The sequence below is a fragment of the Candidatus Poriferisocius sp. genome, assembly GCF_965204015.1.
GTDB lineage: Bacteria > Actinomycetota > Acidimicrobiia > Acidimicrobiales > Bin134 > Poriferisocius.
The window spans coordinates 3,078,634-3,095,278 of the sequence record NZ_OZ241965.1 but is presented as its reverse complement, the minus strand read 5'-3'; the positions used below and the strand labels follow the sequence as shown (position 1 = coordinate 3,095,278).

Genomic DNA, 16,645 nt, shown 5'->3' with positions numbered 1-16,645 from the left:
TTCCTGTTTCCCAGACACAGCGCCGGTAACGTCAACTGACGTGTCAACAGCCGACTGGGTGATCACCGGCGACATCGTGACCATGGACGCCGACCGCGCCATCATCAGTGGCGGCGCGGTGGCGGTGGCCGACGGGAAGATCGCTGCGGTGGGCAAGGCCGACGACATCAAGCGACAGCATCCGGGCGCTCCCGAGCGGGGGTCGGCCGACTCGCTGGTCGTGCCCGGATTCGTCAACGCCCACCAACACCTCACCGCCGACCGGCTGGTGGCCTCGGCCATCCCCGACGACCTGCCCCCCGGCGCGGCCATCTTCGAGTGGATCGTGCCCGTCCACGAGCACGTCACCGGCGATGACGACGAGCTATCCGCCACCCTGGGGCTGGTTGAGGCCGCGGCCAACGGGATCACCACCACCATCGATGCCGGCACGGTGGCCCACCCCGACCGAGTGGCCCAAGCCATGGCCGCGGTAGGCGTGCGGGGCGCCGTCGCCCGCTGGGGGTCGGACGCCGACGGACTCCCCCAATCCGGCCCGGTTAACGAGGTGATCGACGCCCAGCGGGATCTCATAAAGCAATATCCCCCCGGCGGCCTGGTGGAGGCGTCGGTCAGCCTGGTGGGTCACGATTTGATGTCCGACGACCTGGTGGTGGCGGCCGCCGATTTGGCCCGCTCCACCGGGGGGAGGCTTAGCTTTCACCTCTCCCCCACCCCCGACGACGCCGCCAGCTATCTGGATCGGACCGGCCAGCGCCCGCTGGTACACCTCGACCGCTTGGGGGTGCTCGGCCCCAATGTGCTGGTGGGCCATGCCGTGCACATCGACGACGCCGAGGTGGAGACCCTGGTTCGCACCGGTACCGCGGTGGCGTCCTGCCCGTGGGCCTACCTCCGGCTGGGCCAAGGGCTCACCGAGCGCTTCGCCCACTTGGAGCTGTGGCGGCGGAGCGGCCGGCTGGCGTTGGGCTGCGACACCGAGAACGCCGGCGACGCCATCGACGGCCTGCGGGCCGCCGTCCTATTCGCCGGTTTGGCCAAAGACACCGCCGCCGACCCCACCGAGTTCGGCGCCCACCACGCCTTCGAGCTTTTGACCATCGCGGGCGCCGAGGCGGTGGGCATGGCCGACCGTATCGGCTCCCTGGAGGCGGGCAAGGCCGCCGACATCGTGGTGATCGACCGCTCGGGCATCCAGTGGCAACCGCCCAGCCCCGACCCGATCCTGCAACTGGTTTGGGCCGGCAGCGGCCGCTCGGTCACCGACGTTTTCGTCGCCGGCCGCCTCGTGATTGCCGACGGCCGCTGCACCACAGTGGACGCCGATTCGCTGCGCACCGAGGCCCGCCAGGCCGCCCAATCCGTCATCGAACGCTCCGGCATCCACCCCCGTTCCCGCTGGCCGATGCGATAGCCAACAACATCAACTAGAAATAGAGGCGATGACCTACCCAAACACTCTCATCTTCGTTGACTTCCCCTCCGATGACCCCGAGGCGTCAGCCGTCTTCTACCACGAGGTGTTCGGCTGGGAGGTGGAGCCCCGCCCCGCCGGCGTGTTCCACCGGATCGTCCCCGGCCAGAACTTCCAGCTGGACGACGGCTCTCAGAGCGAGATCGGCAATCTGCACATGGGGATCCACAACGCGGCCAACGCCCGTCCCCACCCCGACCCCGCCGGCGTGGAGCCCCGGGGCCTGTCCGAAGACGGGCGCACCGTGCGGATCTGGATCCTGGTGAGCGACGACGACTCCTCCGACGCCATCATGGACCGGGCTGTGGCCCGAGGGGCCACCGAGCTGTGGCGCGACCACTACTGGGCCGAGTTCAACGGGTTCAACGCCGCCTTCAAGGACCCGTGGGGCAACACCCTCATCCTGTGGACCAAGGGCGGCGACGACCCCCAGATCCCCGACGGCTGGACCGACGAGTAAGGCTGCCGTGACCGATCACGACCCCGTTTACGACGTTCACCCCCCGGCCGCCCGCTGGACCCACATCGCCTTGCGGGTGGCCGACATGGACGCCACCATCGACTGGTACACCACCCACACCCCGATGCGGCTGCTCGACCGGCGGGAAGACCACATGGGCTACGGCGCCTGGCTGGGCCACGGCGACTCCGCCGACTCGCCGTTCATCCTGGTGCTGGCCCAGTTCTTTCCCGAGACCGATCCGTTCAAGGGCTCACCCATGGCCAAGCTGGCCCCCTTCGCCCATCTGGGCATCGAGCTGACCAGCCGAGAGGCGGTGGAGGAAACCGCCGCCAGGGGCAGCGCCGAAGGATGTCTGGCCATGCCCCCCACCGACATGCCTCCCCCCATCGGCTACATCTGCATGCTGGCCGATCCCGACGGGAACATGGTGGAGTTCTCCTACGACCAGGGCGTCTACGCCCTCGCCAGCCAACTCGCCCAGCAGCAAGGCTGAGCCCGCTGCTGCCACACCGCTGAGCAGGAGGTTCCCATGGCCGACGTGATGCAGGGTGTCCGCATCCTCGAGGTGGCCGAGCACACGTTTGTGCCCGCTGCCTCGGCGATTCTCGCCGAGTGGGGCGCCGAGGTGGTCAAGATCGAGCATGTCGAGCGGGGCGACGCCATGCGGGGCCTGGCCTCCAGCGGCACGGTGTCGCTGGGCGGCGGCGTCCATGTGCTGCTGGAGCACTCCAACCGGGGCAAGCAGAGCCTGGGCCTCGACCTGACCGCCGAGGCCGGTCTCGACATCTTGTATCGACTGGCCGAGGCCAGCGATGTGTTTCTCACCAACAAGTTGCCCAGCGTCCGCCAGAAGCTGCGCATCGACCTCGACGACATCCGGGCCCACAGCCCCGACATCATCTATGTGAACGGGGGCGGTCAAGGCGAAAAGGGACCCGACCGCAACAAGGGCTCGTACGACTCGCTGGCCTACTGGTCCCGCTCCAGCGTGGCCGCCGCGCTCACTCCTGAAGAGGCCGACCAGGTGGTCGGGCCCCCCGGTCCGGCGTTCGGCGACTCCATCGGGGCCATGACCATCGCCGGAGGCATCATGGGCGCCCTGTTCCATCGGGAGCGCACCGGTGAGGCCACCACCGTGGATGTGTCCCTTCTGGGGGTGGGCATGTGGTCAATGGGGGCCACCATCGCCATGTCGTTGCAACATCAGACCCCATGGCGGGGCCGCCCCAAAGACATGCCCATTCGCAACCCCCTGAGCAACATCTATCGGACCAAGGACGGCCGGTTCATATTCCTCACCTGCCTGCAAGCGGGCAAGTATTGGGCCGAGACGTGTGCGGTGGTGGGCCGCCCTGAACTGGCCGAAGACGATCGGTTCGCCGACGCTGGATTGATTGCCGAGAATGCCGCGGCAGGGGTGGAGTTGCTGTCCGAGGCCTTCGCCGAGCGCACCCTGGCCGAGTGGCGCGAGGCCCTCGAGGGCTTCAGCGGCCAATGGGCGGCGGTGCAGGACACCCTTGAGGTGGCCGTGGACCCCCAAGCAGTGGCCAACGGCTATGTGCAGAACTACGAGTCAGCCGAGGGCCACCCATTCACCCTAGTGTCGCCCCCGGTCCAATATGGGGGCCAACCGGCCACCCCCCGCCGGGCCCCCGAGTTCAACGAGCACGGCGACGAGATACTCCAGCGGATTCTGGGCCTCGACTACGACGAGATCATTGAGCTCAAGCTGCAAAACGTGATCCCCTAGCGGCCCCGGCGCATCGAACAGGGGCTCAGCCGACCACCAGCGTCAGCTTGTCCCAGCCTCGCACCGTTGAGGTGTGGGCCCGCTCGGAGCGGTCGAGGTCGACGGTCCAGTCACCGAAGCGCTTGAGCATCTCATCGAGCGCCACCCGCCCCTCAAGGCGGGCCAGCGCCGCGCCCAAGCAGAAGTGAAGGCCATAGCCGAACGACAGGTGGTGGTCGATGTTGCGGTGGATGTCGAAGTCATCGGCGGTGTCGCCCCACTTGCGATGGTCGCGGTTGGCCGATCCATTGAGCAGCAGGATGGCGCTCCCCTCGGGCACGGTCGTGCCGTGGTACTCCACGTCCTCGTTCACGTAGCGGGCCTGCACCGGCGACGGCGCTTCATAGCGCAGCGACTCCTCAATGGTGTTGGGGATGAGGCCGGGGTCGGCGGCCACCTCCCGGCGCTGGTCGGGATGCAGGCCAACCATCAGCATGGTCCAGCCGATCAGCTTGGTGGTGGTCTCGTTGCCCGCCCCCGACAGCAGGCCGATGTAGCTGAGAATCTCCTCCCGAGTGAGGCGGCGGACAACCCCGGTATGGTCCTCGAACTCGGTGTGTATCAGCTGGGTCATCACATCATCCGACGGATTCTCCATCCGCCAGTCGATGTACTCCCCGTAGCTCCCCTCGGCCGCGGCGGAGGCCACAACTTCGGTGCCCGCTTCGGGCATCTCGCCGGAGTCGAGCCGCAGCCCGCTGTCGATCTGGTCGCGGATGGCCTGCTGGTCGGACTCGGGGATGCCGAGCAGCATGCCGATCACCCGCATGGGCATCGGGGCCCCCAGCGACTCGATCACATCGAAGCTCTCCGCGCCCTCGAGGGCGTCGAGCGTATCGGCGCAAAACCGCCGCACCTGGGGCTCGATGGCGTTCATCTGCTTGGGGGTGAACACCCGGGCCAGCAGGCTCCGGTACACCGCGTGGCGGGGCGGATCGTCGAACAGGATCATGCCCGGGGGCATCTCCACCTCGGCTTTGAGCAACTCCAGAACCGTGCCCCGCCCTGAGATCAGCCGGCTGTGATCCTTGAGGCCCGCTTCCACATCTTCCCATCGGCTGAGCGCCCAAAAGTCGTGCTTTTCGTTGTAGTACAGCGGGCATTCGTCACGCAGCCGCTTCCACACCGAGTGGGGGTCGGCGTCGATCTCAAAGTCATAGGGGTCGTAGTAGGGGGCGGCAGGAGCCGATGCCGTCATGTCATATCTCCTCGCTGATGCTCGCCCGGCCAGATGGCAGTCAGGAAATGGCAAAGTACCATGCTCCCCGGAAACGAGATGATCGTTCCGCAACGAGAGGAACGCATGGATCAGGCGCAGATAGCCGACATAATCGAGATCGAGCAGATGCTGGCCCGCTATGCCGTCGGCATGACCAAAGACGACATCGACGCCGTGATGGAGGTGTTTACCCCCGACGGCACCTACAGCGCATTCGGCGACACCTACGCCTTGGCCGACTTCCCCCGGCTGGTGGCCGCCGCCCCTAAGGGCCTGTTCTTGGTGGGGCCTCCGGAGATCGACCTCGACGGCGACGAGGCCACCGGCACCCAGCCGCTGTGCTTCGTCGACCAAACGAATCACGACATGCGGATCGGCTATTACAACGACACCTACCGCCGCACCGACAAGGGCTGGCTTCTGGCCACCCGCTCGATGACCTTCCTGCGCCGCAGCGGCACCCGCGACGCCGGCCGGCCGCACGACCCCAACCGGCCAGAGCCGACGGTTAGCTGAGAGCAGACCCAGTGAGCAACCCCATCAGCTTGACCATCATCTTCAGGGGCAAGCGCCGCACCATGGAATACGTGGAGGGCGATACGGTGCTCGAATCGGCCCGGCGGGCGGGCCTCAGCCCCCCGTTCTCCTGCGAGGCGGGCAATTGCGCCACCTGCATGGCCTTCCTCAAAGAGGGCAGCGTCACCATGCGGGCCAACGAGGCCCTGGAGCCCGACGAGGTGGAGGATGGGTTCATCCTCACCTGCCAATCAGTCCCCGACTGCGACTCAATCGTCGACTATGACAGTTTGTGATCGGGGACGATGGCATGGAGGCAGAACTGCCAGACCTCCTCGCCGGTGATGGGCTGGCGCACGCCGGAGCTCCGTCCCGCAGTGACGGTGGCGGCCTGGACCACGATGGCCGCCATTCGGCGGGGGCGGCCCTCTCGCAGTAGTCCAGCCTGGCCAATCTGTTCCACGATCTCGGCCACGTAGTCCACGAGAGGAGCGAAGGCGGCCACCACTTCCTCGGGGTGATCGACCTGCAACCGCTGGGCGAACTCGGTGAATAGCGGCCGCGCCGACACCCTGTCTGGTTCGCACAGTTCGTACAGCGTCAACACCACTCGCTTGAGCCGGTCGAGCGGATCGCCGTCTGCGGTCGCTTCCCGTATGTGGCCCACCGCGATGCCCATCTCCTCTTCAAAGAGCACCAGCAGCAGTTCGTGCTTGCTGTCGAAGTACTGGTAGAAGCTGCGCACCGACTGCCTCGACTGGTCTACCACCTCCTGCACGGTGAACTCGGTGGACGCCTTGGCCGCGATGACATCTCGGGCCGCGTCGAGGAATTGCTGCACCCGCTTGGCGGCCCGATCCCGGGCCGAACGGGTCGACCGCTCGATGGCCCGATCACGCCAGATGGTCGCGCTGCCCTGCCCGTCGAGCTTCATGGCACTAGCTGGCCCGCTCCGCGGCGGTGCCGGCGCTGCTTTGGCCCAAGCCCTGCCAGCGGGCCTGCACCTGCTCGGCGGTCAGCTTCTCCCGACGGCTCATCGAGCGGATGCTCACGTCGTGGCCAGCGGCCATCCCCCGCAGAGCTCCCACCGTGGCTTGCTCGCGGGGGACGTGGGCGAAGGGGTCGAACGAATACCACCGCATGGCATTCTCGTGAGTGATCTTGGCCGCCTCGGCCTCGGTCACCCCGGCCTCGTTCATCAGCTTGGCCAACTCCTCGGGGGCGCCGGGCCACGCCGAGTCGCTGTGGGGGTAGTCGCACTCCCAACTGATGTTGTCGATGCCGATCTCGTTGCGCAGGTACACCCCGGTGTGGTCGGAGATGAAACAGGTCAGGAAGTGCTCGCGGAACACGTCGCTGGGCATCCGACCGCCGAAGTCCTGGCCGGTCCAGCGGTGGTGCATGTCGTAGGTGCGGTCGAGCCGCTCCAGGAAATAGGGCACCCACCCGGTGCCGCCCTCCGACAGGGCGATGCGGATGGTGGGGAACTCCTTGAGCACTCGGGACCACAGCAGGTCGGCGGCAGCCGACTGGATGTTCATCGGCTGAAGGGTGATCATCACGTCGGGGGGCGAGTCGGGTGCCGGGAAGCTGAGCTGGCCCGACGACCCCAAATGGATCGACAGCACAGTGTCGGTGTCGCACACCGCGGCCCACAGCGGATCCCAGTGCGGATCGTGGAAGCTCGGATAGCCCAACGCGGCGGGGTTCTCGGTGAACGACAGCGAGTGGCAGCCCTTGTCGGCCACCCGGCGCACCTCGTCGGCGCACTTTTGGGCGTCCCAGATAACCGGCAGCGCCATGGGGATGAACCGCCCCGGATGGGCGCCGCACCACTCATCGATGTGCCAGTCGTTGTAGGCCCGCACCAAGGCCAGGCCGAACTCCTCGTCTTCCACTGCGAAAAGCCGGGCGGCGAATCCGGGAAACGACGGAAAGTTCATCGACGCCAACACCCCGCAGGCATTCATGTCCTTGACCCGCTCGTCCACTATGAAGCAGCCCGGCCGGATCTCCTCCAGCGACTGGGGCTCCACCCCGTACTCCTCCTTGGGCCGACCGGCCACCGCGTTAAGGGCCACGTTGGGCACCTCCACTTTGCCGAACCGCCAGACGTCGGCGCCGTCGTCTCGGCGGACGATGCGGGGTGCGTCGGCCTTGTAGCGCTCGGGAAGATGGGCGTCGAACATATCGGGAGGCTCGATGATGTGGTCGTCGACGCTGATGAGGGTCAGGTCCTCGGGGCTGAATGCCATGGCTGCCTCCTCGGGAGAATCCGAGCCAAGGTTAGGCTGGGAATGAGATTCCCCTATTATCGCAAACACATTCCGCAAACCCGGAAAGGACGTGCCATGCCCGACCCGACAGCCACCGCCCTCCACGGGCGAGGGGTGCTCGATATCGATACCGGCGACATCATCGAGCCCGGCTTTGTGCGCGTCGAAGGCAACCGCATTGCCGAGGTGGGCTCCGACAAGGGCATCGCCAGCGACTGCGACGAGGTTATCGAGCTTCCCGAACTCACCCTTTTGCCCGGGTTCATGGACATGGAGGTCAATTTCTTCATGGGAGGACCGGGAGCGGGGCTGTTCGACCCGGTGCAGACCAACCCGGCCAAGATGACGCTGCGGGCCACCGCCAATGCCCGGCGCACTCTGCGAGCTGGATTTACCACGGTGCGAAACTTGGGCCTCTTCGTGAAGACGGGGGGCTATCTGCTCGACGTGGCTCTCGCCGAGGCCATCGAGGCCGGTTGGGTGGACGGACCCCGGATCGTGCCTGCGGGCCACGCCATCACCCCCACCGGTGGGCACCTCGACCCGACCATGTTCCAGGCCCTCGGCCCCGATGTCTTGCCGATAACAGTGGAAGAAGGGGTGGCCGATGGCATCGACGAAATCCGTCGGGCCGTCCGGTACCAGATCAAGTACGGCGCCCAGCTGATCAAGTGCTGTGGTTCCGGCGGCGTGATGTCGCACACCGGGCCAGCCGGCGCGCAGCAGTATTCCACCGAGGAGTTGACCGCCATTGCCGATGAGGCCCATCGCCGGGGGCTCAAGGTGGCGACCCACTGCCATGGCGACCAGGCCGTCCGCTCGGCCATCGAGGCCGGCATCGACTGCATCGAGCACGGATTCTTGATGGAAGACGACACCATCCAGCTCATGGTGGACACCGGCACATTCTTGGTGAGCACCACTGCGCTGACCGAGAACTGGGACGTCAGCAACCAGGCACCCGAGCTCCAGGAGAAGGCGGCCAAGGTATTTCCCCAGGCCAAGCAGACCATCTCCAAGGCCATCGAGGCTGGCGTGAAGATCGCCACCGGCAGCGACGCCCCCGCCATCTGGCACGGCCGCAACGCCGAGGAGCTGGTGACCCTGATCAAGCGAGGCATGACCCCGCTGGGAGCCATAAGAGCCGCCACCACGGTCAGCGCCGACCTCATCGACGCCCCTGACCTCGGCCGCATCGCCCCCGGGATGTTGGCCGACATCATCGGGATGCCCGGCGACCCCCTCACCGAGATCCAGCGGGTGCAGTTCGTGATGAAGGACGGCAAGGTCTACAGGCGCTAAGGAGGCACCATGGCTCATTTCCCCAAACCAGCCGAGGGCAGCTGGACCGAGCATTACCCCGGCTTGGGAACCGGCCCAGTGTCCTACAAGGACTCCTACGACCCCGACTACTGGCAGCAGGAGATCGACGCCATCTTCAAGAAGGAGTGGCTGTGCGTCGGGCGGGTCGAGCGTCTGGGGCGGGCGGGCAGCTACTTCACCCGGGAGTTCCCCTGGGCCAAACGCAGCATTCTGGTGGTGAAAGACCGCCAGGGTGCCGTGCGGGCCTTCTACAACGTGTGCCGCCACCGGGGCAACAAGCTGGTGTGGGACGACTACCCCAACGAAGAGACCTCCGGGGTGTGCCGCCAGCTCACCTGTAAATACCACGGCTGGCGCTACGACCTCGACGGCTCGCTGGCGTTCATCCAGCAGGAGTCGGAGTTCTTCGACGTGGACAAGGATTCGCTCGGCCTGGTGCCGGTGGCCTGCGACGTGTGGGAGGGCTTCATCTTCGTCAACCTCGACCCCGAGCCCCAGCAGACCCTCGCCGAGGCCCTGGCCCCGTTGGCCGACGGCTTGGCCGGCTATCCGTTCGGCGAGATGACCCAGACCTACGAGGTGCGCTCGGAGATCGACAGCAACTGGAAGTTGTTCATCGACGCCTTCGTGGAGTTCTACCACGCCCCGGTTTTGCACCAGCGCCAAGCGGCCGCTGAGGAAGCTGAGAAGCTGGCCGGCTTCGGCTACGAGGGTCTCCACTACGAGCTGTTCAGCCCTCACTCCATGGTGTCGTCGTGGGGCGGGATGTCACCGCCCAAGGATCCCAGCATGGTCAAGCCGATCGAGAACCTGCTGCGCAGCGGCCTGTTCGGTCCCTGGGACAAGCCCGCCGCGGTCAACAACAACCAAGACCTTCCCCCGCTGCTCAATCCGTCGAAGCACCGGGCGTGGGGAATCGACTCGTTCGTGCTGTGGCCCAACTTCATGATCCTGTTCTGGGAGACGGGCTGGTACCTCACCTACTCCTATTGGCCGCTCGGCCCCAGCAAGCACCTGTTCGAGTCAACCCTCAACTTCGTGCCTCCCGAGAACGCCAGCCAGCGCGCCGCCCAGGAGTTCGCGTTCTCCACGTTCAAGGAATACGCCTTCCAAGACGCCAACACCCTGGAGGCCACCCAAACCATGATCGAGAGCGAGGTGGTGGACACCTTCATGCTCAACGATCAGGAAATCCTCTGCCGTCACCACCACGCCGCGGTACGAGAGCAGGTAAAAGCCGGCGGCCGCCCGGCCAGCTACCCGTGGATGCCCTCGTCGGCCAACGGCGGAGGGTAACGACCATGAGCAACACCGCCGCGGCAGCGCTACCCGCCGACTTCACTGATCTGGAACCCTTCGCCGACTGGGCCCTCGACACCTGGCGGGAGCGCTACGAGAAGCGCTTGGACTCCACGATGGCCGAAATGCAGGCCTTCTACGACGCCATGATGCCCCGGCTGAGCGAGATCCTGGACTACTGCGACGCCTTCGACCTCGACGATCTCCCCGACGATGCCCGCAACCTGCTGCTGCTGGCGTTCTCCTTGTGCGAGGCGTCGTTCCCGGTCGAGGCGTGGCGCCAGCCCCGCGTCCCCGACAGCGGCTCAGCCGATTTGGAGATGGTGCGCGAGCCGCCGTTGTAACGTAACGTCAGACTCCTTGGCAACGATGGATCCTGAGACATTTCGCCGCGACCTGACCGCGTGGCTCGACGCCAACGCCGACGAGCTCACCCCGCCGTACCAGGGCGCGGGCTCGATGGACGCGCACATGGCGCACTACTCCAATGTGAAGGGGGCCCTGTTCGACGCCGGGTTCGGCCGCTACGGATGGCCGGAGTCGGTGGGCGGGCTTGGGGGATCGCCCCTGTTGCGGGCCATCGTGGGCGAGGAGATCAACTTCCGAGGGCTGGCCGATCCCAACGCTTGGACGATGATCGAAGTGCTGGCCCCCACGGTGATCGAGTTCGCCCCACCCGAGCTGTCCGCCCGCCTGGTACCGCCGTTTCTGCGGGGCGAAGAGATGTGGTGCCAGGGATTCTCCGAACCCGACGCGGGCAGCGACCTGGCTTCGCTGTCGTGCCGGGCGTCCAAGACCGACGGCGGCTGGGTGGTCAGCGGCCAGAAGATCTGGACCAGCTTCATCCAATACTCACAGCGCTGCGTGCTGCTCACCCGCACCGGCGAGCCCGACAGCGCCCACCGGGGCATCACCGCCCTTTTGGTGGACGTGGACTCCCCGGGCATCACCTACAGCCCGATCGAGACCATGCACGGTCGCCTCGACTTCGCCGAGGTCTACTACGACGAGGTGTTCGTACCCGAGGAACGGCTACTCGGGGAGGAAGACGGTGGCTGGCAGGTAGCTATGGACATCCTCCCCTACGAGCGGTCCACCACGTTTTGGCATCGAGGGGCCTTGCTGCACCGGCGCTTCTGCGACCTGATCACCCAGGTGTCGGATGCCGGCGACTTCAGTGACTCCTCGGCCCAGGCGGTTGGCCAGGTACTCCTGTCGATCCTTGCCTTCCGCAGCCGATCCCGCGATACCCAATATCGGCTCGCTGAGGGACAGCAGCTCGGGGTGGAGACGTCGATCGACAAAATCCTCATCACATCGGCTGAGCAGAAGCTGTTTGAGACAGCCCGCGACCTGCTGCCCGGTGTCATCGAGTTCGACGAGGGTCGCGATGCGGAAATGTGGCGCACCGACTACCTGTACTCCAAGGCAGCCTCCATCTACGGGGGCACCGCTGAGATCCAGCGCAACATCGTCGCCCGACGATTGCTTGATTTGGGGCCGGAGTCATGAGCCAGTCCATCGACGCCGACGACCTAGCTCTGCTAGCTGCCAGTTTCGAAGCCGCTATGGCCGACGCGCCCGGTCCAGGCGAGGCCGACCAGGCACTCCACGACTTGGGCTGGGCCGACCTGTTGGACGCCGCCCCCGGCCCGGCGGCGGCGATGGCGTTCACTGCTCTCGGCACCACCGGCTCGGCTGCCACCCTGCTCGACGACGTGGTGGCCCATGCCCTCGGCCTTCCCATAACCCCTGAAATCTGCATGTTGTTTCCCGCCACCCTCCACAACAACCCGGCGGACCCGCATCCAGACGATCCCAAGATCCTCCTCCAGGAAGACCCCTTTGTTGTCAATGGTCTGGTGTCGTCGCGGATCAACCAGGCAGCCGCAGTGGTTGTGGCCTTGGATGACGGCTCCGGCCCAGTGCTGGGAGCGTTCGAGGCTGGCTTCCTTCGAAATTGGGAGGCGACAGGAGTCGACCCCGCCCACGCCTATCGCCATCTGTCGACCCGAATCCGGACCGAGTTGATGACACCGATAGAGAACAACGGCAATTGGGACGCGGCAATGGCCACCGCCCGGATGGCCTTGGCCCACCAGCTCATTGCGGGGGCCCGAAGGATGCTGGCCGAGGCGCGCCAGCACGCCCTAGACCGGGAGCAATTCGGCCGCCCGGTGGCCTCGTTCCAGGCCATCCGTCACAAGCTGGCCGATTCGCTGGTGCTGATCGAGGGGGCAGCATCGGTGGCCAGGGCGGCCCTGCGCGACCCCGACCCGATGCTGGCCGCGCTGGCCAAGGCGCTGGCCGGCCAGGCTGCCCTCACCACGGCGAACCACGCCCAACAGGTGCTGGCCGGGATCGGCTTCACCGCCGAGCACCGGTTCCACCTGTGGCACAAGCGAATGCTGGTGCTCGATGCGCTGTTTGACTCCGCCAGGTACCTCTCAACCGAGATCGGCCGCGATCTGTTGATTTATGGGACCGTGCCCCGCCTCATTCAGCTTTAGGAGGACCCATGGGTCGAGAAGACTACGCCCGATACGCTACGAGCTGGTCGGCGCCCGACTACTCCGTGGACGACAACGGCAAGGTGGTCGGCGGCTATGAGCCCGAAGGGCCCAACAACTGGGGTCGTTGGGGCGACGACGACCAGCGCGGCACCCAGAATCTGATCGGCCCTGACCAACGGGTTCGGGCCGCCTCACTGGTGCAGTCGGGCAAGGTGTTCTCCCTGGCTCTGCCCATCGATGCCAGCGGCCCGCGGTTCCACACCCGTCCGGCGCCGCTGCACTGGTTCTTGATGGCCGGCTCCGATCAGGTGGTGGGTTCCCCTTATAGCGCCGCCGATCCCGACTTCCAGTGGAACGACGACATGTTCCAGATGCCGCTCCAGGGCTCCACCCAGTGGGACGGCTTCGCCCACGTGATCTACCGGGACACGATGTACAACGGCTACTGGGCCGGCAATGTCACTGCCTTCGGGGGCGCATCGGTGCTGGGCATGGAGAACCACCGGGAGAGTTTTGTGGGTCGAGCGGTGCTGTTGGACCTAGCCCGGTCCGAAGGCTCGGATCCGCTGGCCCCAGCCACGGTCATCGACTCGGCCATGCTGGACCGCTGCGCCGAGGCCCAAGGAAGCTCAGTGGAGCCCGGCGACATCGCTTTGATCCGTACCGGCTACATGGCGTTGTGGGATCCGAGCTTCACGCCCGACCAGCAAGGGGAGTACTTCGGCGGCTCCCCCGGGTTGGGAGTGGACGCCCTCAACTGGTGCGACCGCAACGACATCTCCGCGGTGGCCTCCGACACCATCGCGGTCGAAGTCATGGTGCCCGAGGACCCAACCGCCCGAAAGCACCCGGTCCACTGCGGGGCGCTTGTGGACCGTGGGCTGCCCTTGGGCGAGTTCTGGGTGCTCGACGACCTAGCCGCCGACTGCGCGGCCGACAGCCGCCACGAGTTCATGCTGGTCGCTCCGCCGCTCAACATCCCCGGCGCGGTCGGATCGCCCCTCAACCCCATCGCCATCAAGTAGAGCCATGAGTCGTCCACCGGAGGTGAGCTCTTGAGCGAGTCTCGTAGGGTGCTGCGATCGGTGCCCGCCCATCTGGAACAGCGCTATGTGAGCGAGGGATGGTGGACCGACGCCACCCTCGGCGGGCGGGTGGCCGAGTGGCTGGCTGCTGCTCCCGACGCCGCCATCCACATCCATTCCCGCACCCGCGAATGGCACGGCACCTACGCCGACATCGACACCGAGGCCCGCCGGCTGGTGTCCTTCTTGCGCGGCGAGGGCATCGCGGCGGGCGCAGTGGTGGCGTTTCAGATTCCCAACTGGAGAGAGGCGGTGGCCACGTTCTGCGGGTTGGCCATGGGCGGCTACATCCTGGTGCCCATCACCCACATCTACGGGCGCAAGGAGGTGTCGTTCATCCTCGACGAATGCAGTGCCGAGGCCTACATCTCGCCGGCGGCCTACGGCCACGTGGACTACGCCGAGATCATCGACCACGCCGCCCCAAACAGCCTCCGGCTGCACTTGGTGGTGGGCGAAGGGGCCGACCGTCCCGTCCCCGCCGGTGTGCGCCGGGCCTCCTGGGCAGAGGTGAAGGCCTGTGATCCGGCTGCGGAGCTGACCGAGCCGAGTGCGAGCGACATCGCGGTGCTGGCCTACACCTCGGGCACCACCAGCGACCCCAAGGGCGCCATCCACAACCACCACACCCTGCTCAGCGAACTAGAGCACATGGCCATGTGGTTGACCGACCGCCGGCCCAACCTGATGGGATCGCCGGTGGCCCACGCCACCGGGATGCTGGGCGGAGTGCTCGGCCCGCTGTACGTCGGCGGCGACATCCACCTCACCGACCGGTGGGATCCGGGCCACGCCCTCGAGGTGATGCTGGCCCACGACATCGGCGGCGGGGTGGGCGCGTCGATCTTTCTCACCAGCCTTTTGGACCATCCCGACTTCACTCCCGAGCACGCAGCCCTGATGCCTCGGGTCGGCCAAGGCGGGGCGCCGGTGCCCGCTGCTCTGGGCCAGCGGGCCGAGTCGCTCGGCATCAAGATCATCCGGGCCTACGGGTCCACCGAGCACCCGTCGGTCACCGGCATGGCGTATGAAGAACCGGCTGAGCTTCGCCACAACACCGATGGCCGCCCCCGGCCCGGAGTGGAGATGCGGATCGTCGACGAAAGCGGACGCGACCTGCCCGCGGGCAATCCCGGCGAGATCGTGACCCGCGGCCCCGAACTGTGCCTGGGCTACACCGACCCCGAGCTGAACACCGCCTTTGACGAAGACGGCTGGTACCGCACGGGCGACATCGGCATCGTCGACGAGCACGGCTGTTTGACCATCACCGACCGGGTGAAGGACATCATCATCCGGGGCGGAGAGAACCTGTCGGCCGCCGAGATCGAGGCGGTCATCGGCAAAATTACCGGTGTTGCCGAAGTGGCGGTGGTGGCCGCCCCCGATGAGCGGCTGGGGGAGCACGCCTGTGCGGTGATCCGGCTGCTACCCGACGCCGATCCCATCGACCTGCCCGCCCTTGCCCCCCACCTAGAGCAAGCCGGCCTAGCCCGTCAGAAATGGCCCGAAGAGCTGCGCCTAGTAACCGACTTCCCCCGCACCGCCTCCGGCAAGATCAGAAAGGTCGACCTGAGATCCCAGCTCCGGGAGGGAGATCTCTAGTGGTTCGCCGCCCCGGGCGCTGAACCACTCACTCCCCCGGGAATCTCAGGCCGATCTGGTCGCGGATCTGGTCGAGGGTGCCCATGATCGACAGTGTCTCGGCGTGGGATATCACTGGGCTCTCGAGCTCGCCGGCGGCCAAGCAGCGGTGGAACTCCTCCACTTGGAAGCGGAGCCCGTCGCCCTCCCAAGAGCCGTCAATTTCCTCCCGCTCAAACCCCCGCACGACCGTGAGCGATCCGGGGCAGTGCATGAATGCAGGGATCTCAATCGTGCCCTCAGTGCCAGCGATGCGGGCGGAGCAGCCCAGGTTGGTGGCGATGGCCGCCTTCACCACTGCCAGCTCGCCGCCCGCGTGACCTAGGACGGCGGCCACCTGCTCGTCGACCCCGGACTGGCCGATGCGGCCCTGGGCCACCACGCTGGTGGGAGTGCCCAGCACCAATGAGGCGAACTGCACGGGATACACCCCCAGATCGAGAATCCCCCCGCCGCCCCGCTCGGGGTCGTAGAGCCGGTGGTCGGGGTCGAACGGCTGGTGGAACCCGAAGTCGGCCTCCACTAGCTGGGGCTCACCGATGACCTGCTCTCCCAGCAGTTCGGCCAGCACCCGATAGGCGGGGAGAAATCGGCTCCACATGGCCTCCATCAACAGCAAGCTCCGCTCCCGGGCGGCGTCGATCATCCGCTGGCTCTGGGCCCGGTTGAGCGCAAACGGCTTCTCGCACAACACGGGCTTGCCCGCCTCCAAGAACAGCAGCGTGTCCTGCTCATGGCGGGACTGGGGGGTGGCTACGTACACCGCGTCCACGTCCGGATCGGAAGCCAGATCCTCGTAACTGCCGTAGGCCGCCGAGGCCCCGTACTGGGCGGCAAAGTCTTTGGCCCGGTCGGCCGAGCGCGACCCAATGGCGTAGATCTCCGCGTCGTCCAGCAACTGGAGCCCATTCGCGAACCCCACGGCGATGGCCCCAGGCCCGGCTATACCCCATCGAACGGTCATGGAGGGAAGCTACCGCGACTGGCCTTCGATCTTGCCTTCGTAGAGCGGGGGCAAAGGGTTCGAGATGACCTTCCCCTACT

General features: G+C 66.5%; 17 protein-coding genes. 13 read left to right on the top strand and 4 right to left on the bottom strand.

From position 1 onward, the window contains the following. Positions 1-40: 40 nt before the first annotated feature. Genes ACOGJC_RS13880 through ACOGJC_RS13865 form a run of 4 tightly spaced genes read left to right on the top strand, consistent with a single transcriptional unit; the run spans position 41 to position 3,687 of the window. The gene (locus ACOGJC_RS13880) at positions 41-1,414 is read left to right on the top strand and encodes an amidohydrolase family protein (RefSeq protein ID WP_419845591.1); all 1,374 of its coding nucleotides are present in this window, start codon (positions 41-43) and stop codon (positions 1,412-1,414) included. Positions 1,415-1,442: 28 nt separating this feature from the next. After that, positions 1,443-1,934: a VOC family protein gene (locus ACOGJC_RS13875; protein WP_419845590.1), complete on the top strand. Its 492-nt coding sequence runs from the start codon at positions 1,443-1,445 to the stop codon at positions 1,932-1,934. Between the two features lie 7 nt (positions 1,935-1,941). After that, positions 1,942-2,430: a VOC family protein gene (locus ACOGJC_RS13870; RefSeq protein ID WP_419845589.1), complete on the top strand. Its 489-nt coding sequence runs from the start codon at positions 1,942-1,944 to the stop codon at positions 2,428-2,430. 36 nt (positions 2,431-2,466) lie between these two features. After that, positions 2,467-3,687 (top strand): CaiB/BaiF CoA transferase family protein, encoded by a 1,221-nt coding sequence (locus ACOGJC_RS13865; protein ID WP_419845588.1) that lies wholly within the window; start codon positions 2,467-2,469, stop codon positions 3,685-3,687. 25 nt (positions 3,688-3,712) lie between these two features. Here ACOGJC_RS13865 and ACOGJC_RS13860 read toward each other — a convergent pair whose 3' ends face one another. After that, a complete protein-coding gene (locus tag ACOGJC_RS13860) occupies positions 3,713-4,924 on the bottom strand; it encodes a cytochrome P450 (RefSeq protein WP_419845587.1) in 1,212 nt (403 codons plus the stop codon). Between the two features lie 105 nt (positions 4,925-5,029). Here ACOGJC_RS13860 and ACOGJC_RS13855 point away from each other — a divergent pair, with 105 nt between their 5' ends. Further along, positions 5,030-5,461 (top strand): nuclear transport factor 2 family protein, encoded by a 432-nt coding sequence (locus tag ACOGJC_RS13855; protein ID WP_419848245.1) that lies wholly within the window; start codon positions 5,030-5,032, stop codon positions 5,459-5,461. Beyond that, the gene (locus ACOGJC_RS13850) at positions 5,458-5,757 is read left to right on the top strand and encodes a 2Fe-2S iron-sulfur cluster-binding protein (protein ID WP_419848244.1); all 300 of its coding nucleotides are present in this window, start codon (positions 5,458-5,460) and stop codon (positions 5,755-5,757) included. The genes ACOGJC_RS13855 and ACOGJC_RS13850 overlap by 4 nt, the downstream gene beginning before the upstream one ends. Here the strand turns inward: ACOGJC_RS13850 and ACOGJC_RS13845 are convergent. Both ACOGJC_RS13845 and ACOGJC_RS13840 read right to left on the bottom strand, forming a co-directional pair. Next, the gene (locus tag ACOGJC_RS13845) at positions 5,742-6,395 is read right to left on the bottom strand and encodes a TetR/AcrR family transcriptional regulator (protein WP_419845586.1); all 654 of its coding nucleotides are present in this window, start codon (positions 6,393-6,395) and stop codon (positions 5,742-5,744) included. The two genes, ACOGJC_RS13850 and ACOGJC_RS13845, sit on opposite strands and share 16 nt — an antisense overlap. 4 nt (positions 6,396-6,399) lie before the next feature. Next, complete coding sequence (locus ACOGJC_RS13840; protein ID WP_419845585.1) at positions 6,400-7,716, bottom strand: amidohydrolase family protein; 1,317 nt, start codon at positions 7,714-7,716, stop codon at positions 6,400-6,402. A 96-nt stretch (positions 7,717-7,812) separates the two neighbouring features. On the opposite strand from ACOGJC_RS13840, the gene ACOGJC_RS13835 reads away from it, so the two are divergent. The 7 genes from ACOGJC_RS13835 to ACOGJC_RS13805 are packed head-to-tail and all read left to right on the top strand — an operon-like array spanning position 7,813 to position 15,562. Next, a complete protein-coding gene (locus tag ACOGJC_RS13835) occupies positions 7,813-9,039 on the top strand; it encodes an amidohydrolase family protein (protein ID WP_419845584.1) in 1,227 nt (408 codons plus the stop codon). Positions 9,040-9,048: 9 nt separating this feature from the next. After that, positions 9,049-10,356, top strand: a complete 1,308-nt coding sequence (locus tag ACOGJC_RS13830; RefSeq protein WP_419845583.1) for an aromatic ring-hydroxylating oxygenase subunit alpha — start codon at positions 9,049-9,051, stop codon at positions 10,354-10,356. A gap of 5 nt (positions 10,357-10,361) precedes the next feature. Then, positions 10,362-10,703, top strand: a complete 342-nt coding sequence (locus ACOGJC_RS13825; protein ID WP_419845582.1) for a hypothetical protein — start codon at positions 10,362-10,364, stop codon at positions 10,701-10,703. Between the two features lie 25 nt (positions 10,704-10,728). After that, entirely contained in the window at positions 10,729-11,871 is a 1,143-nt protein-coding gene (locus ACOGJC_RS13820) for an acyl-CoA dehydrogenase family protein (RefSeq protein ID WP_419845581.1), read from the top strand. Continuing rightward, positions 11,868-12,869, top strand: coding sequence for an acyl-CoA dehydrogenase family protein (locus ACOGJC_RS13815; protein ID WP_419845580.1), 1,002 nt, complete (start codon positions 11,868-11,870; stop codon positions 12,867-12,869). Before ACOGJC_RS13820 ends, ACOGJC_RS13815 begins: the two co-directional genes overlap by 4 nt. An 8-nt stretch (positions 12,870-12,877) precedes the next feature. Next, positions 12,878-13,897 carry a cyclase family protein gene (locus tag ACOGJC_RS13810; protein ID WP_419845579.1) on the top strand — a complete coding sequence of 340 codons (1,020 nt, stop codon included), beginning with the start codon at positions 12,878-12,880 and terminating at the stop codon, positions 13,895-13,897. A gap of 30 nt (positions 13,898-13,927) precedes the next feature. Next, positions 13,928-15,562: an AMP-binding protein gene (locus ACOGJC_RS13805; RefSeq protein ID WP_419845578.1), complete on the top strand. Its 1,635-nt coding sequence runs from the start codon at positions 13,928-13,930 to the stop codon at positions 15,560-15,562. A 28-nt stretch (positions 15,563-15,590) separates the two neighbouring features. Here ACOGJC_RS13805 and ACOGJC_RS13800 read toward each other — a convergent pair whose 3' ends face one another. Beyond that, on the bottom strand, positions 15,591-16,565 hold the full coding sequence (locus ACOGJC_RS13800) for a Gfo/Idh/MocA family protein (protein ID WP_419845577.1): 975 nt from the start codon (positions 16,563-16,565) through the stop codon (positions 15,591-15,593). Between the last annotated feature and the right edge of the window lie 80 nt (positions 16,566-16,645).

Excerpts from the sequence above, each read along its gene's own strand:
- ACOGJC_RS13835 (WP_419845584.1), top strand. The coding sequence starts at position 7,813 with ATGCCCGACCCGACAGCCACCGCCCTCCACGGGCGAGGGGTGCTCGAT.
- ACOGJC_RS13825 (WP_419845582.1), top strand. The coding sequence starts at position 10,362 with ATGAGCAACACCGCCGCGGCAGCGCTACCCGCCGACTTCACTGATCTG.
- ACOGJC_RS13860 (WP_419845587.1), bottom strand. The coding sequence starts at position 4,924 with ATGACGGCATCGGCTCCTGCCGCCCCCTACTACGACCCCTATGACTTT.
- ACOGJC_RS13845 (WP_419845586.1), bottom strand. The coding sequence starts at position 6,395 with ATGAAGCTCGACGGGCAGGGCAGCGCGACCATCTGGCGTGATCGGGCC.
- ACOGJC_RS13800 (WP_419845577.1), bottom strand. The coding sequence starts at position 16,565 with ATGACCGTTCGATGGGGTATAGCCGGGCCTGGGGCCATCGCCGTGGGG.
- ACOGJC_RS13875 (WP_419845590.1), top strand. The coding sequence starts at position 1,443 with ATGACCTACCCAAACACTCTCATCTTCGTTGACTTCCCCTCCGATGAC.
- ACOGJC_RS13820 (WP_419845581.1), top strand. The coding sequence starts at position 10,729 with ATGGATCCTGAGACATTTCGCCGCGACCTGACCGCGTGGCTCGACGCC.
- ACOGJC_RS13855 (WP_419848245.1), top strand. The coding sequence starts at position 5,030 with ATGGATCAGGCGCAGATAGCCGACATAATCGAGATCGAGCAGATGCTG.
- ACOGJC_RS13840 (WP_419845585.1), bottom strand. The coding sequence starts at position 7,716 with ATGGCATTCAGCCCCGAGGACCTGACCCTCATCAGCGTCGACGACCAC.
- ACOGJC_RS13810 (WP_419845579.1), top strand. The coding sequence starts at position 12,878 with ATGGGTCGAGAAGACTACGCCCGATACGCTACGAGCTGGTCGGCGCCC.
- ACOGJC_RS13865 (WP_419845588.1), top strand. The coding sequence starts at position 2,467 with ATGGCCGACGTGATGCAGGGTGTCCGCATCCTCGAGGTGGCCGAGCAC.
- ACOGJC_RS13830 (WP_419845583.1), top strand. The coding sequence starts at position 9,049 with ATGGCTCATTTCCCCAAACCAGCCGAGGGCAGCTGGACCGAGCATTAC.
- ACOGJC_RS13815 (WP_419845580.1), top strand. The coding sequence starts at position 11,868 with ATGAGCCAGTCCATCGACGCCGACGACCTAGCTCTGCTAGCTGCCAGT.